This is a genomic window from Micromonospora arida, assembly GCF_003857035.1.
In the GTDB taxonomy this organism is placed as follows: domain Bacteria; phylum Actinomycetota; class Actinomycetes; order Mycobacteriales; family Micromonosporaceae; genus Micromonospora; species Micromonospora arida.
Genome location: NZ_QGSY01000182.1, coordinates 1 through 15,053 on the forward strand (window position 1 = coordinate 1; position 15,053 = coordinate 15,053).

Sequence of the window (15,053 nt, forward strand, 5' to 3'; positions counted from 1 at the left end):
GCCCCCGCCTGGGGTGCCGCCGCCGCTGCGCAGCCCAACGACCCGGCGCAGCCCGCCTTGGCCGCCGGCGGTGGCGCGAGCGAGCCGCCGCAGCAGCAGCCCGGCACGTGGCCCGGCAACGACGGCGCACCGGCCCCGGCGCAGCCCGACCCCTGGGCCGCGCAGCAGCAGGGCTGGACGCCCGCCGAGCAGAGCACACCTGCACCGACCTGGACCCCGAACGCCCCCGCAGAGCAGCCGGACTGGGTGCAGGCCCAGCCAGCCGCACGGGGCGCCGCGCAGGTTCCCCCGGCCACCGCCGCCTGGCCCGCCCAGGAGGACCCGGCCAGCGGCTGGGGCGGCGCGGCGCAGGCCAGCCCGCCCGCAGCTGACTGGCGAGCGACCGAATCTCCGCAATCCGATGCGCCGCAGGCCGCCGGCTGGTCCGGCGGTGCCCAGCAGGACCAGGCCGCTGGCAACGGCGGCTGGCCCGCCGCCGGCGCCGCCCGTGACGACCAGCCGGTGTGGACGCCGGCGGAGCAGTCACCACCGACCTGGGGCCAGCCCGCCGAAGCGACCGAGCAGCCCGCCCCCGGCTGGGGTCAGGCCGCCCAGCCGAACCCGGCCCGTGGCGCCGCCCAGGTCCCAGCCCCGACGACGACCTGGCCCGCTCAGGACGATCCGGCCAACTCCGGCGGGTGGGCCGCGCAGCAGCAGGCGCAGCCCGCAGCGTGGAACGACGGCAGCGACGCGCGGCAGGACCAGCCCGCGCAGCCGGCCGCCTGGGGCGAGGCCGAGAGCCGTCCGCAGCAGCCCGACTGGGTGCTCTCCCAACCGGAGCAGCCGACCGAGCGGCCGGAGCAGGCTGGGTGGACCCCGGCGGAGCCGAGCAACCTCCCCGCCCGGGCCAGCGCCGGCGTGCCCACCAGCGGCGGTGCGCCCAACTGGGCCGCCGGCCCGGACAACGCCGCCCAGGGCAACTCCGGCGGCGTGCCCGAGGTCGAGCCGTGGGCCCCCGGGGAGGTGTGGGGTCGCGCGGAGGCCGAAGCTTCCGCCCAGTCCCGCGGCGGTTGGGAGGCGGACCGAGGCGACGAGGCACCGGCCTACCAGCCCGGGCCCGCGCCGGGCATCTCGCCGGCGAACGCGGTGCCGCTGCCCCCGCAGGAGCAGCGCGTCCCGGGTGCCAGCCTGGCTGCCGTCCCGCCGTCCGACTACGCGCCCCAGGCCCAGTTCGCTCCGGTCCCCGAGCAGCCCGCCTACGCCGAGCGGGAGACCCCGGACGCCGCCGCGCAGTACGGTGGCCGCCCCGAGGACGTCTCCGCGAGCGGCGCTGTGGTGCCCGCCCCGCGTACCTCTCCGGAGTCCGGAGCGGGCCGCGCGGTCGTACCGGTGTCGGACGCCGAGTCGGCAGCCGGCGCAGCGGCCCGGGCCACGGCGAGCGCTTCGGTGCCGCTGGCCAGCCGAGTGATGCCCCCTACCGACCAGGCCATCCGACCGACCGGCACGGCCACCCCGCAACCCCGGGTGTACGGCCGTCCGGCACGATCGGAGCCGGAGGCCGAGCCGGAGCCGGAGGCGTTCCAGGGCGACCCGGGCGCCGACCGCCAGGTTGCTCCGGAGTGGCAGAACGACGCGCCACGGCAGTCCACGCCCGACTGGCAGAACGAGGGGCAGCGGCAGATCGCGCCCGACTGGCAGAACGAGGCGCAGCGGCAGCAGTCCACGCCCGACTGGCAGCACGAGGGGCAGCGGCAGGCTGGGCCCGGCTGGGGCGACGAGTCCCCGGCCGATCCGCGCTTCGACGACCGGCAGCCCGCACCGAACGCGTTCAACGAGGCCCCGCCGGCGCCGCCGGCGTTCCCGCCCGGTGTGCCGTCCTTCGTCGACGCCCCGGGCAACAACAGGCCGGTGAACGGCACCCGCCCGCACTCCGGTGGCGAACCGCCGGCGGACCAGTTCGGCGGCCCCGGGTCGCCTGCCGCCGGCACCGCGAACGGAGCGGCGACCTTCGGTGCGCCGAACTTCGGTGGCCCGGGCTCCGGTGCGCCGGGCTACGGCGGGCCGGCGACCGAACCGGTGCCGGGCGGCGGCTTCCCGCCGTCGTTCCCGCCACCGCCGCAGCCCGCGCCGTCCTGGGGCCAGGAGACCGGCCAGTCGGACCACGGCCGGTTCGACGCGTTCAAGCCGGACGCCGCCGACGAGCCGAAGGTGGAGCCACCGACGCCGAAGGTACGCAACGGCCGGGTGCTGGCCGCGGTGCTGATCGCCGCGATGCTCATCCTGGCGGTGCCGCTCGGCCTGCTGCTGCTGCTCGGAAAGGTCGGCGGGAACGACGCGCCAACCTTCGACCCGGCGGTCGGCACCTGCGTGAAGCAGTCCGGGCAGGGCGGCGCCTCTGCGGCGGACTGCGGCGAGGCGGGCGCGTTCACGATCGTCTCGAAGGTGGACGCCAAGGAGAAGTGCACCGACACGACGCAGCCCCACGTGGTGCTGCCGGGTGAGGGCGCCAACCGGGTGCTCTGCCTGAAGCCGGCCGCGAAGTAGCTGCACCGACGGCGGGGTCACGGGCAACCGTGACCCCGCCGTCGTCGTACCCGCAGGTGGTACCGAATCTCGCCCCCTCCGGCCGGACGCGGGCCGATGGTCAGGCACGATGGGTGCATGAGCGCACGAGTACGGGCTCCCGAACTGCGCGGTCGGGGCTGGCTGAACACCGGTGGACGCGACCTCAAGCTCGCCGACCTTCGCGGCAAGATCGTGATTGCGGATTTTTGGACGTTCTGCTGTATCAACTGCCTGCACGTGCTCGATGAGCTGCGCCCGCTGGAGGAGAAGTACGGCGACGTGCTCGTCGTGATCGGCGTGCACTCGCCGAAGTTCGAGCACGAGAAGGACGCCGACGCGCTCGCCGCCGCGGTGGAGCGGTACGGGGTGCACCACCCCGTACTCGACGATCCTGAGCTGGACATGTGGCAGCAGTACGCGGCCCGGGCCTGGCCGACCCTTTCGGTGATCGACCCCGAGGGTTACGTGGTGGCCACCATGGCCGGCGAGGGGCACGCCGAAGGGCTGGCCCGACTGATCGACGAGTTGATCGCCACCCACGAGGCCAAGGGCACCCTGCACCGGGGGAACGGCCCGTACGTCCCACCGCCGGCACCGGAGACCGCGCTGCGCTTCCCGGGTAAGGCGGCGCTGCTGCCGAACGGCAACCTGCTGGTCTCGGACTCGGCCCGGCACTCCCTGGTCGAGATCGACCCGGACGGTGAGACGCCGGTGCGTCGGATCGGCTCGGGCGAGCGCGGCCGGGCGGACGGGCCGGCCGCCGCGGCGACGTTCTCCGAGCCGCAGGGGGTGTGTCTGCTGCCCACGCACGTCGCCGAGGTGGCCGGTTACGACCTGGTGGTGGCCGACACGGTCAACCACCTGCTGCGCGGCGTACGGCTGGAGTCCGGCGAGGTGGTCACCGTGGCGGGCAGTGGGCGGCAGTGGCGCGCCGAGGTCGACGACCACGCCCACGACGCGTTCGCCGTCGACCTCTCCTCCCCGTGGGACCTGGCCTGGTACGACGACAAGCTGATCATCGCGATGGCCGGCATCCACCAGCTCTGGTGGTTCGACCCGATCAAGCGGACCGCCGGCATGTACGCCGGCACCACGGTGGAGGCGTTGCGCGACGGTCCGCTGACCGAGGCGTGGATGGCCCAGCCGTCGGGGCTCTCCACCTCCGCCGACGGCACCCGGCTCTGGGTGGCCGACAGCGAAACCAGCTCGATCCGCTACGTCGAGAACGGTGTGCTGGGCACCGCCGTCGGGCAGGGCCTGTTCGACTTCGGGCACGTGGACGGTCCGGCGGAGTCGGCGCTGCTCCAGCACCCGCTGGGCGTGTGCGCGCTGCCGGACGGCTCGGTGCTGATCGCGGACACGTACAACGGCGCGGTGCGCCGCTTCGACCCGGCCAGCAACCAGGTCTCCACCGTCGCCGACGGGTTGGCGGAGCCGAGCGACCTGGTGCTCACCCCGTCCGGTGAGGTGCTGGTGGTGGAGTCCGCCGCGCACCGGTTGACCCGGCTCGCCCCCGGTGCCCTGTCGGCGGCGGGTGCCAGCACGGTGGACGGGCCCCGGCACCGCACCGAGCGCAAGCCGACCGACGTCGCCGCCGGCGAGGTCACCCTGGACATCGTCTTCACCCCGGCGCCGGGGCAGAAGCTGGACGAGACGTACGGGCCGTCGACCCGGCTGGTGGTCTCAGCGTCCCCGCCGGAATTGCTGGTGGACGGTGCCGGCACGGGCACCGAACTGTCCCGCCGGCTGGTGCTCAACGGCGAGGTCACCGCGGGAGTGCTTCAGGTGACCGCGCAGGCGGCGACCTGTGACGCGGACGTCGAGCACGCGGCGTGCCACCTGACCCGGCAGGACTGGGGCGTACCGGTCCGGGTGGTCGACGGCGCCGTGACCCGGCTGCCGCTGGTGCTTCGGGGCCTGGACGCCTGACCCGGTCGGAGGGGCTCACTGGGCCCCTCCGGTCAGGCGAAGGGGGCCAGGGTGATGTCGGCGTCGATCAGGGTGGCGCGGACGAGTTCGGCGGCGGAGACCGCGCCCGGGGTGTCGCCGTGCACGCAGATCGAGTCGACCGAGCAGGGGATGATGGTGCCGTCGACCGCCACCACGCTGCGTTCGGTGGCCATCCGCGCGGCCCGTTCGGCGACCTGTTCGGGGTCGGTGATCACCGCACCGGGGGTGCCGCGCGGCACCAGCGCCCCGTTGGGCAGGTAGGCGCGGTCGGCGAACGCCTCGGCAACCACCGGCAGGCCCGCACCCACTGCGAGTTGGGCGAGCGTCGAGCCGGGAAGGCAGAGTACGGGCAGTTCCGGGTCGTAACCGCTGACGGCGGCGACCACCGCCGCCGCCTGGGACTCGTCGGTGCTGGCCGCGTGATAGAGCGCGCCGTGCGGCTTGAGGTAGCGGACCCGGGTGCGGAACAACCGGCAGAACGCGTCCAGCGCCCCCAACTGGTAGGTCACCTCGTCGCGTAGCTCGGCGAAGTCGTACGCGATGTGCCGCCGGCCGAAGCCGGCCAGGTCCCGGTAGCCGACCTGCGCGCCCACCGCGACCCCGCGGCGCGCGGCGCCCTCGCAGACCCGCCGCATGGTGGACGGGTCGCCGCCGTGGAAGCCGCAGGCGACGTTGGCGGAGGTGACGAGGCCCAGCAGCGCCTCGTCGTCGCCGAGTCGCCAGATGCCGAATCCCTCGCCCAGGTCAGCGTTGAGGTCCATGGAATCTGACGGTAGTACCTGGCCGGGCCTGCGCGAGCGGGGTCACGTCGGTGACCACCCCGATGACGGGGTATCCACCGGTGGTCGGATGGTCCGCGAGGAAGATCAGCGGTTGTCCGTCCGCCGGCACCTGCACCGCGCCGAGCACGATGCCCTCGCTGGGGAGTTCGCCGGCCACCGCGCGGGGCAGCGCCGCGCCGGCGAGCCGCGCGCCGACCCGGTTGCTCACCGGGCTGATGGTGTACGCGCTGCCGAAGAGCCGGTCGAACGCGGTCGGCGTGAACCAGTCCTCGCGAGGACCGGGGCCCAGCGTCAGGTGCAGCTCTTCAGGCGGCGTGGGGCACACGGTCAGGTCAACCGGTGCGGGGGTGCCGACCGGATCGCCGAGCGGCAACAGGTCACCGTCCCGCAGCCGGGGCGGGCCGAGCCCGGAGAGGGTGTCGGTGGCCCGGCTACCGAGCACCGGTGACACGTCGATGCCGCCCGCCACCGCCAGCCAACTCCGTACGCCCCGTCGGGCGGGACCGATCCGCAGCACCGTCCCGGCCGGCACGGTGAGCGGGCGTCCGGTGTCACCGGGCCGGGCACCCGCCTGGACGGGGACCTCGGCGCCGGTGACCGCCACCGTGGCGGCCCGGGTCAACCGCACTGTGCAGCCGGTCAGGGTGATCTCCAGGCCGGCCGCGTGCTCCGGGTTGCCGACCAGTCGGTTGGCCAACCGCAGGGCACCCGGGTCGAGGGCGCCGGACCGGGGTACGCCCAGGTGCGCCCAGCCGGGCCGGCCCAGGTCCTGCACTGTGGTGAGCGCACCGGCGCGGAGCACCTCGATGGTGGCCGGGTGGGTCACGCCACCACCATCCTGACCCTGGTGCCCGGACCGAGTCGGGCCGGCGGGTCGGCGGCCACGTCGAACAGCACCAGGTCGGTCCGGCCGACCAGCAACCAGCCGCCCGGGGAAGCGCCCGGGTAGATGCCGGCGTACGGGCCGGCCAACGCGACCGAGCCGGCCGGCACCCGGGGACGGGGCGTGGCCAGCCGGGGCAGCGCCAACTCGGCGGGTAGCCCGGTCAGGTAGGGGAATCCGGGGGCGAAGCCGCAGAAGGCGACCCGAAACCGGGTGCTGGTCAACCGGTGCCGGACTGCCGGCACGTCGACGCCCCAGTGCTCCGCCACCGCCGGCAGGTCCGGCCCGTCGAAGGTGACCGGTACGACGACGTCCGCCGCGTCGCCGGCCCCGTCTTCGGCTGTGGCGTCGTGGTCTTGGGCGTGGGCTTCGGCGGGGGCGTGGGCTTTGGCGTCGGCCTGGTTGGGGCGGGTGATCGCGGCGGTGACGGCGGACGTCCATCGGGTCAGCTGCTCGGCCGTGGCGGTCGGGTCGGGCAGGCCGTCGAGCAGCACGGTCCGGGCCGCCGGCACGATCTCCACGGCGACCAGGTCACCCCGCTCCCGACGCCGCCACAGCTCGGCCCGCCACGCTTCGACGAACGCGGCCTCCGGGATGTCGGCCACGGCTTCGGGGGTGTCGGCGGGGGCGGTGCAGTCGAGTAGCAGGGCGTGCGCCCCGACGGGTCGGATCCGCATCCGCTCATCCTCGCCGATGCCGAGTCGATCCGGTGTTCACGCTGACGGTGCCGGGTGTCACCAACGCCACTACTTACAAGTAACCTACGGTGCCGTAACCTGATTGGGTGACCACCTCCGCCCCGCTTCGCCTGAAGCCGGTCGACATCGGTAAGCCCCGGATGCGCGGCTGGCTACACACGTACGCCTTCTTCGTCGCCGTGGTCTGCGGCATCGTGCTCTGCTCGATCGCCGCCACCCGGCCGGGGTGGGCACCCCTGGTGAGCTGCCTCATCTACAGCCTGACGGTCTGCGGGCTCTTCGGCACGAGCGCGCTGTACCACCGTCGGGTGTGGTCGGAGCGCGGCTACCAGGTGATGCGCCGGATGGACCACTCGATGATCTTCGTGTTCATCGCCGGCACGTACACACCGCTCTGCGCGATGCTGCTCGCGCCCCGGCCGGCGACCGTGATGCTGGCCCTGGTCTGGGGCGGCGCGCTGGCCGGCGTAGCGGTCAAGGTGATCTGGCCGCACGCGCCGCGCTGGGTGTCCGCGCCGCTCTACCTGGCGCTGGGCTGGGTGGCGGTGGCCATGCTGCCGGAGATCCTGCGCGGGGGCGGCGTCGCCGCGCTGGTGCTGCTGATCGTCGGCGGCGCGATCTACAGCGTCGGCGCGATCTTCTACGCGTTGCGCCGACCCAACCCGTGGCCGACCGTCTTCGGCCACCACGAGTTCTTCCACGCCTGCACGCTGCTGGCGGCGCTCTGTCACCACATCGCGATCTACTTCGCGCTGTTCGCCTGACCCAACCGACCCGACGGCCTGGTCAGCGCAGCGCCGAGCGGCGAGAAACGCCACGGCGGCAGCCGCCATGATCGTGCTCGATCAAGGATGTAGCGGCCTCGCTCGCACCTCGAAAGCCCTATTTCCTGGATCGAGCACGATCTCCGGCCGATCGCCGCAACAGACCGAGCCGGGCGCACACACAGACGAGTTGGACCGAAACGCGAGCCGGGGCCCCGCGACGCTGCGGGACCCCGGAGTGTGTGGGCGAGGATCAGACCGGTCGGCCCGGCCGACGAACCTCGCGGTACTCCTGCACGACCTGGTTGTCCTGGACCGGCACGACCCGGTCAGCCACCACGCGCTCCTCGCGTACCGGCGCAGCCACCGCAGGGCGGCGGCGGCTGTTCCAGAAGTAGAGGGTGGCGAGCAGGCCGGCGACGCCGGCGAGCATCAGCACCCAGCCGACCACGGCCAGGTCCAGCCAGCCCAGGTCGGCCTCCACTGCGAACGCGAAGATCGCGCCTAATGCGATCAAGAAGATGCTGCCACCAATGCCCATGTCTCGCTCCTCGGCTCTAACCTGGCGTACGTCGCGCCGCGGCCGTCGGTAGGGGTGCGGCATCCATCGACTTACCCAGGCACGGAGATCGCCAATCGGGCAAGCTGAGGGCATGACGGACGTCGACCCCGACACACGGACACTGGTGTTGCTGCGGCACGCGAAGGCCGAGCAGGGCAGCGACGCGGCGGACGACGCTGAGCGGCCGCTGAGCGCACGCGGGAACGCCGACGCGGCTGCGGCTGGGGCCTGGTTGGCGCACCAGGGGCTGCTGCCCGACGTGGTGATCTGCTCGACGGCCCGACGCACCCGGCAGACCTGGCACGGGGTGGCGATGGGGATGACCGGTTCACCGCCGGAGGGTGGCCCGACCGGTCCTCGCCCGACCGTCCGCTATGAGCCGGGTGCGTACGACGCGCACCCTGAGGAGTTGTTGTCGCTGGTCCGCACGGTGGACCCGGCGGCCCGCACAGCGTTGCTCATTGCCCACAATCCGGGCATCTCGCTGCTCTCCGCGCTCCTCGATCCCCAGGGATTGGACGAGGGTTTGCGCACCGCCGAGCTGGCAGTGCACCGCTGCCCGCCGAGCTGGATGGAATTGAGCAGGGCGGGAGCACCACTCACGGCTCGGCACACCGCACGAGACTGAGCCACCCGCCGATCCGGCGGGTGGCTCAGGGGTACGCGTTGGACGGGGATCAGGACGGCGGCGCGGTTGGCGGCGGCGGGTCCGGCGGTGGCGGCATCATCGCCGTCGGATGAGACAGCCGGTTCTCCTCCACGATGAGGGTCCGAGCCCGCTTGCGCCGGTCCTGCCAGAACCAGACCGTGGTCAGTAGTACGGCCAGCCCGGCCAGGATGAACACCCAGCCGACCGCGCGTACGTCGATCCACCAGACGTTGGCTCTCAGCGCGAAGGTCAGGATCGCGCCGATCGCGATGAGAAAAATGCCGCTTCCTACACCCATGTGCGCTGCACTCCCCCGTGCGGTGGCTCTGGGCGTTCCCTTTCGAGGTCACGCGACGGTTACCCGCCACACCAGCGGCATACCCGACCGGGCGCGGCCAATACGTGTCGCCGCCGGGCGGAGACGGCGACGGCCGGCGGGGCAGAAGCCCCACCGGCCGTTGCGGTGCCGGGTGGTGCGACCCGGAACCGTCAAATGTGCCGTGGCCTGCTTAGAAGGCCTCCTCCGGGAGGTCCATGATGTCGAGGTCGGCACCCTCGATGATCCGCCGGTCGGCACCGATACGGGGCAGCACCTCACGGGCGAAGAAACGGGCGGCGGCCACCTTGCCGGTGTAGAACGCCTTGTCGCTGGCGGAGACCTCGCCGGTCAGCGCCTTCAGCGCCACCTCGGCCTGCCGCTGCAGCAGCCAGCCGACCACCAGGTCACCGATCGCCAGCAGGAACCGCCGGCTGCTCAGCCCGACCTTGTAGAGGGCGCGGGTGTCGCCGCCCTGCGCCTCGCCCAGCCAGCCGGTCATCACACCGAGGATGTTCTGCACCTCGCCGAGCGCCTTGCCGAGCGCCTGCCGCTCCTCCTTGAGCTGGCCGTTGCCCGCCTCGGAGGAGATGAACTCCTGGATCTCGCCGGCGACCGCCATGAGGGCCTTGCCGTTGTCCCGAACGATCTTGCGGAAGATCAGGTCCAGGCTCTGGATGGCGGTGGTGCCCTCGTACAGGGTGTCGATCTTGGCGTCCCGGACGTACTGCTCCAGCGGGTAGTCCTGGAGGAAGCCGGAGCCGCCGAAGGTCTGCAGGGCCTCGTGCCCGAGCATCTCGTACGCCCGCTCCGAACCGACGCCCTTGACCAGCGGCAGCAGCAGGTCGTTGACCCGCTTGGCCAGCTTGGTGGCCTTCTCGTCGCCGGCCGCCTCGGCGATGGCGACCTTGTCCTGCCAGGTGGCGGTGTAGAGAACCAGGGCACGAAGACCCTCGGCGTACGACTTCTGCAGCAGGAGCGAGCGGCGCACGTCCGGGTGGTGGGTGATGGTGACCCGCGGCGCGGTCTTGTCCGCCTGCTGGACCAGGTCGGCGCCCTGCACCCGGTTCTTCGCGTACTCCAGGGCGTTGAGGTAGCCGGTGGAGAGGGTGGCGATGGCCTTGGTGCCGACCAGCATCCGGGCGTACTCGATGATCATGAACATCTGCCGGATGCCGTCGTGCTTGTCGCCCAGCAGCCAGCCCTTGGCCGGTACGCCGTGCTCGCCGAAGGTCAGCTCGCAGGTGTTGGAGACCTTCAGGCCCATCTTGTGCTCGACGTTGGTGGTGTAGACGCCGTTGCGCTCGCCCAGCTCGCCGGTGGTCTCGTCGAAGTGGAACTTCGGCACGACGAAGAGCGACAGGCCCTTGGTGCCGGGGCCACCGACGCCCTCCACGCCCACCGGGCGGGCCAGCACGTAGTGCACGATGTTGTCGCTGAGGTCGTGCTCACCCGAGGTGATGAAGCGCTTCACGCCCTCGATGTGCCAGGAGCCGTCCGGCTGCTGGATGGCACGGGCGCGGCCGGCGCCGACATCCGAGCCGGCGTCCGGCTCGGTGAGCACCATGGTGGAGCCCCACTGCTTGTCGATGAAGAGCTTGGCCCACCGCTTCTGCTGCTCGTTGCCCTCGACCTCCAGCACGTGCGCGAAGGACGGGCCGGAGGCGTACATCCAGATCGGGGCGTTCGAGCCGAGCACCAACTCGGCGAGGGCCCACCAGAGGGCGCGGGGCGCGTTGGTGCCGCCCAGGTGCGGCGGCAGGTCCAGGCGCCAGAACTCGGAGTCCATGAATGCCTGGTAGGACTTCTTGAACGACTCCGGGAGCGGCGCGGTGTGCGTGGCCGGGTCGAACACCGGCGGGTTGCGGTCGCTGTCCGTGTAGCTGGCGGCCAGGTCCTCGCGAGCGAGGCGATCAAGCTCGGAGAGGAAACTGCGGGCGGTGTCGGCGTCGAGTTCGGAGTACGGTTCCTGGCCGAACGCCTGGTCCGCCCCGAAGACCTCGAACAGGTTGAACTCAAGGTCCCGCAGGTTGCTCTTGTAGTGGGTCATGCTCGCTGGCCCCGCTTCCGGACAGGTGTTACCGATCAGTAACCCCGACTGTATTACTCGCGGGTAGGCAGCGACAAGCGGATCACCCAAGTGACGGCCATTACACACCTGCGGGCGCGGCCGGGCGACTCAGCTCTCGGCGGCGCCGACCTCCCAGCTCGGGACGGCGACGGCCGCGCCGGTACGGGCACCCACGTACTCCATCAGGACCAGCGCGATGTCGTCGTCGAGCCGACCGTGCACCCACTCGACCAGGGCGGTCTCCAGCGATGCCAGCCCGTCGGCGACCGTGCCATGGCCGAGCAGTCGCCAGGCCCGGTCGGCGGTCGGGAAGAACTCGCCGTCCCGCCGCGCCTCGCCGAGACCGTCGGTGAACAGCAGCAGCCGGTCCCCGGGCTCGAGGCGTTCGACCCGGGGACGGACCACCGGCATGAAACCGAGCGGAGGCGCCGGGGCCGGCGGTTCCAGCGGGATCACCGCACCCCGGCGTAGCAGCAGCGGTGGCGGATGCCCGCAGTTGACGATCGTGAGGGTGCCGCCACGCTCCTCGACCAGTGCCGCCGTGACGAAGTCCTCGTCGCCGACGTTGCGGGCCACCGCGCGGTCCAGGTCGGCGACGACGGCCCGCAGGTCGGCCCGCTCGTACGCCACGTGCCGGTAGGAACCGAGGACGATGCTGGCCAGCCGGACCGCGTCCAGGCCCTTGCCTCGCACGTCTCCGATGATCATGCGGACGCCGTAGGGCGTGTCGATCGCCTCGTACAGGTCACCGCCGATCTCGGCCGTCGCGGTGGAGGAGATGTAGCGTCCCGCGACCGAGAGCGTGCCGACCTGCGGCCCGAGCGGGCGCAACACCGCCTGCTGGGCCACCGAGGCGAGCTTGGTCAGCTCCACGATCCGCTCGGCCTGCCGCTGGCGAACCCACGCCACCGCCACGGCCATCCCGGTGGTGAGCGCGACCGCGACAACGTCGACCGAGGTGACCAACGAGACCTTCGGCGCGACCAGCGCGAAGCCAGTGCCGATCAGTATCGCCGCGACGCCCACCCCCAGGACCACCAGCCAGGACGCCAGGGCGGCGGCGAGAACCGGCGCGGCAGCCAGGAGCGCGACGTAGTGCACCTTCCGGCCGTCCGCCGCCTCAACCGCCGACACGATCGCGAGCAGAACGAGGGCCGCGCCGAGGCCGGCGCGGGATCCGGGGCTCAGCGGGCGACGGCCCGACTGGAGGAGTCGCGTGGGTACGAGGGACAGTTTGCCTGATCCACGTGAACCGGTGAATGAACCTGACCCGTCGTCCGAGGAGGTTCTGTCCGGCCGGCCCAGTCGGCCGGCCGAATCGGCGTCGCCGGTCCCGTTCAGCCGAGGACCTCGTAGCGGACGGTGAGCGCGCCCACGTCGACCGAGGCGATGCTGGCGAAGGCGGCCCGGGAGAGGTCCAGGCAGCGGCCGTCGATGAACGGGCCGCGGTCGTTGATCCGCACCGTCACCGACTTGCCGTTGGCCGGGTTGGTCACCCGGACCTTGGTGTTGAACGGCAGTGTCTTGTGCGCGGCGGTCAGCGCACTGGGGTTGAACGACTCGCCGTTGGCGGTGAGCTGCCCGTCGGAGTAGAACGAGGCGCCGCACGAACCGCTCTCCAGCACCTTCGCCGCGGCCGTGGTCTTCTTGACGGTCGGCTTCGGCTTCGGCTTCGGCGACGAGGTGCGCTCCTTACCCCGGGAGGCGGCCTGCTGCGACCGGGTCGCCGACGGGCTGGCGGTCACGCTGGGCGAGGCGCTGACGCTCGGGGTGACGGCCGGGGAGCTGGGGGTGAGGCTGCTCGCGGCGGTGGTCGGGGTGAGGTCGAGAGCCACCTGCCCCAACTGGTCGGAGCCGGAGACCAGTTGCACGGCGCCCACCGTGCCTCCGACGGCGAGGGCGACGCCGACCGCCGCGGTGGCCACGATGCCCGCCGGGGAGGAGAAGATGCGGGTACGGGAGTGCTTGCCTGCCACCGGCCCGGTCCTTTCGTCGTCGTCTGAACAAACCGGGTCGGACCGTAACGAGAGAAGCACTTCCGAAGTCAACGTGATCATGGTGGTATGCCCGTATTTACCCAGATACGTGTAGCCGATCATCCGACCCGGGGTGGGCCGGGTGGCCCGGGTGCCGCCACGCCCGCCGCCCGTGCCGCAGGATGAGCGGATGCCCGCCGATCTGACCGAACGCCTGGCCGCCCTGTTCCAGTGGATCGACCCCGGCCCGGACACCAGCCACCTGGTCAGCGACATCTCCGGTTGGTGGCGCGACCCGGCGGTGCTGGCCGAGCTGGGCCCAGCCCTGGTGGCGCCGTACCGGGCCGCCCGGCCCACTGTGGTGCTCGCGCCGGCCGTCACCGGGCTGCTGCTCGGGCCGTTGGCCGCCACCGCCCTCGGGGTCGGCTTCGTGGCCGCCCACAAGCCCGGTGACGGGCGACTGCCGGCCGGGCCACTCACCTGGGCGCAGAGCCCACCGGACTACCGGGGCCGACGGGTGGACCTCGCCGTACGGGACCGACACCTCGGCCCCGACGACCGAGTGCTGGTGGTGGACGACTGGGTGCGTACCGGCGCACAGCTACACGCCCTCTACGACATCTGCGCAGCACGGGGCGCCGAGGTGCTGGGCACCGCCGTGGTGGCCGTGGACTGCCCGCCCGACGTCGCGGCCGACCTACGGATCACCGGCCTGATCGACGCCGCGGATCTGCCCTCTTGACCTGAAGCGAGGTTCAACACCGACGATCGGCGGATGAGCGACGGAGTTCTCGACGAGGCGTACGAGCGACTGCACCGCACCGGCCCCGAATTTCAGGGCTGGCTGTCCAATCACGGGCCGATGGCCGTCGAGGCGTTGGTCCGACACGGGCACCCGCACCGGGTGCACCGTTGGCTCGACGACTACCTCGGCCGACTCGACGAGTTGCCCCGAGGGCTGCACCCGATCGACGACTGGCGGTCGGCGCTTGGCGATCCGAAGCGCGCCGGTGACTGGCTGGCCTACTTCGACCGGCAACTGCGCGAACACCCGTGGCGTGCGGTGCTCGGCACCTGGTGGCCCCGGCTGCTGCCAGGCATCGCCGCCGGCGCCACGCACGGTGTGATCCGGGTCGGGCACGCCGTACGCGCGCTCGAAGCAGACGACGAAAACCCACGACGGCTCGCCGAGTTGGGTCAGGCCCTCGGCTACTGGGCGGCCCGCTGGCAGTCGATCCCCGGCACCGACCAGTTACTCGCCGACGAGACGCCCCGGCCGGGCACCGACGACATCGACGTGGAGGTCGCGCTGGCCGGGCTGCCCCGGATCGAGGATCAGACCGGAGGGGTCCGGGATCGGCTGGAGCAGTTGCCGGCCGTACCCCGATGGGAGCCGGCACTCGCGACGCTGCGCCCCGTGCGGAGCCCGGCCGAGGCGGAGCGCGGGCTCACCACGCTGGTGCACCGAGCCGGCCTCGACTACCTGCACTTCGGGCACGCCGCGCCGGTCATGCTGGTGCACGCGGTCACCGCGCCGACCGCCGTGCTGCGTACCCTGCCGGCACTGGACAAGGGCCTGTGGGCGCCGAGCCTCGCCGCGGCCTGGGCCGCGACGGCCGCCATGACCTCCGTGTACGCCCCAGCCAAAGGCATCGCGCCACCGACAGTGACTCCCGCGACGCCGACGGAGGTCTTCGCCCGCGCGGCCCGCCACGGCGACGAGCACGTGGTCAAGCTCGCCGACGCGATCCTCGACGCGTACGCGACCAGTGCCGACGAGCGGCTCCTCACCGCACCCGGCTACGCCGGCCAACTGATCTGAGCGGGGCGACGGGTATTGCGGCGGCGGCCCGGGCCG

The 15,053-nt window shown here is 72.6% G+C and carries 14 protein-coding genes; 6 read left to right on the plus strand and 8 right to left on the minus strand.

The annotated features are described in order from the left end of the window. Positions 1-246 precede the first annotated feature (246 nt). A complete protein-coding gene (locus DLJ58_RS33855) occupies positions 247-2,523 on the plus strand; it encodes an LppU/SCO3897 family protein (RefSeq protein WP_425271316.1) in 2,277 nt (758 codons plus the stop codon). A 117-nt stretch (positions 2,524-2,640) separates the two neighbouring features. Further along, positions 2,641-4,473 carry an NHL domain-containing thioredoxin family protein gene (locus tag DLJ58_RS16510; protein WP_124857407.1) on the plus strand — a complete coding sequence of 611 codons (1,833 nt, stop codon included), beginning with the start codon at positions 2,641-2,643 and terminating at the stop codon, positions 4,471-4,473. Positions 4,474-4,505: 32 nt separating this feature from the next. Here DLJ58_RS16510 and DLJ58_RS16515 read toward each other — a convergent pair whose 3' ends face one another. From DLJ58_RS16515 to DLJ58_RS16525, 3 genes are read right to left on the minus strand one after another with little or no spacing between them, the layout of a single operon-like run. Further along, entirely contained in the window at positions 4,506-5,255 is a 750-nt protein-coding gene (locus DLJ58_RS16515; RefSeq protein ID WP_124857409.1) for a LamB/YcsF family protein, read from the minus strand. Continuing rightward, the gene (locus DLJ58_RS16520; RefSeq protein ID WP_425271317.1) at positions 5,239-6,201 is read right to left on the minus strand and encodes a 5-oxoprolinase subunit C family protein; all 963 of its coding nucleotides are present in this window, start codon (positions 6,199-6,201) and stop codon (positions 5,239-5,241) included. Before DLJ58_RS16520 ends, DLJ58_RS16515 begins: the two co-directional genes overlap by 17 nt. After that, positions 6,099-6,836 (minus strand): 5-oxoprolinase subunit B family protein, encoded by a 738-nt coding sequence (locus DLJ58_RS16525; protein WP_124857413.1) that lies wholly within the window; start codon positions 6,834-6,836, stop codon positions 6,099-6,101. The genes DLJ58_RS16520 and DLJ58_RS16525 overlap by 103 nt, the downstream gene beginning before the upstream one ends. A 107-nt stretch (positions 6,837-6,943) precedes the next feature. Between DLJ58_RS16525 and trhA the strand changes: the two genes are divergently transcribed. Continuing rightward, positions 6,944-7,621, plus strand: coding sequence for a PAQR family membrane homeostasis protein TrhA (gene trhA, locus DLJ58_RS16530; RefSeq protein ID WP_124857415.1), 678 nt, complete (start codon positions 6,944-6,946; stop codon positions 7,619-7,621). A 253-nt stretch (positions 7,622-7,874) separates the two neighbouring features. Here the strand turns inward: trhA and DLJ58_RS16535 are convergent, their stop codons facing one another. Then, positions 7,875-8,162, minus strand: coding sequence for a DUF6458 family protein (locus tag DLJ58_RS16535; RefSeq protein ID WP_124857417.1), 288 nt, complete (start codon positions 8,160-8,162; stop codon positions 7,875-7,877). Positions 8,163-8,274: 112 nt separating this feature from the next. On the opposite strand from DLJ58_RS16535, the gene DLJ58_RS16540 reads away from it, so the two are divergent. Then, complete coding sequence (locus DLJ58_RS16540) at positions 8,275-8,811, plus strand: SixA phosphatase family protein (RefSeq protein ID WP_124857419.1); 537 nt, start codon at positions 8,275-8,277, stop codon at positions 8,809-8,811. Between the two features lie 49 nt (positions 8,812-8,860). Here DLJ58_RS16540 and DLJ58_RS16545 read toward each other — a convergent pair whose 3' ends face one another. From DLJ58_RS16545 to DLJ58_RS16560, 4 genes are all read right to left on the minus strand, one after another. Then, complete coding sequence (locus DLJ58_RS16545) at positions 8,861-9,130, minus strand: DUF6458 family protein (protein ID WP_030487564.1); 270 nt, start codon at positions 9,128-9,130, stop codon at positions 8,861-8,863. 211 nt (positions 9,131-9,341) lie between these two features. Further along, on the minus strand, positions 9,342-11,198 hold the full coding sequence (locus DLJ58_RS16550) for an acyl-CoA dehydrogenase (RefSeq protein WP_124857421.1): 1,857 nt from the start codon (positions 11,196-11,198) through the stop codon (positions 9,342-9,344). Positions 11,199-11,327: 129 nt separating this feature from the next. Then, positions 11,328-12,452 (minus strand): PP2C family protein-serine/threonine phosphatase, encoded by a 1,125-nt coding sequence (locus DLJ58_RS16555; protein WP_124857471.1) that lies wholly within the window; start codon positions 12,450-12,452, stop codon positions 11,328-11,330. Between the two features lie 104 nt (positions 12,453-12,556). After that, complete coding sequence (locus tag DLJ58_RS16560) at positions 12,557-13,195, minus strand: septal ring lytic transglycosylase RlpA family protein (protein ID WP_208741162.1); 639 nt, start codon at positions 13,193-13,195, stop codon at positions 12,557-12,559. A 190-nt stretch (positions 13,196-13,385) separates the two neighbouring features. On the opposite strand from DLJ58_RS16560, the gene DLJ58_RS16565 reads away from it, so the two are divergent. Both DLJ58_RS16565 and DLJ58_RS16570 read left to right on the plus strand, forming a co-directional pair. Continuing rightward, positions 13,386-13,937, plus strand: a complete 552-nt coding sequence (locus tag DLJ58_RS16565; RefSeq protein WP_124857423.1) for a phosphoribosyltransferase family protein — start codon at positions 13,386-13,388, stop codon at positions 13,935-13,937. 33 nt (positions 13,938-13,970) lie between these two features. After that, positions 13,971-15,017, plus strand: coding sequence for a questin oxidase family protein (locus tag DLJ58_RS16570; RefSeq protein ID WP_124857425.1), 1,047 nt, complete (start codon positions 13,971-13,973; stop codon positions 15,015-15,017). The last annotated feature ends 36 nt before the right edge of the window (positions 15,018-15,053 follow it).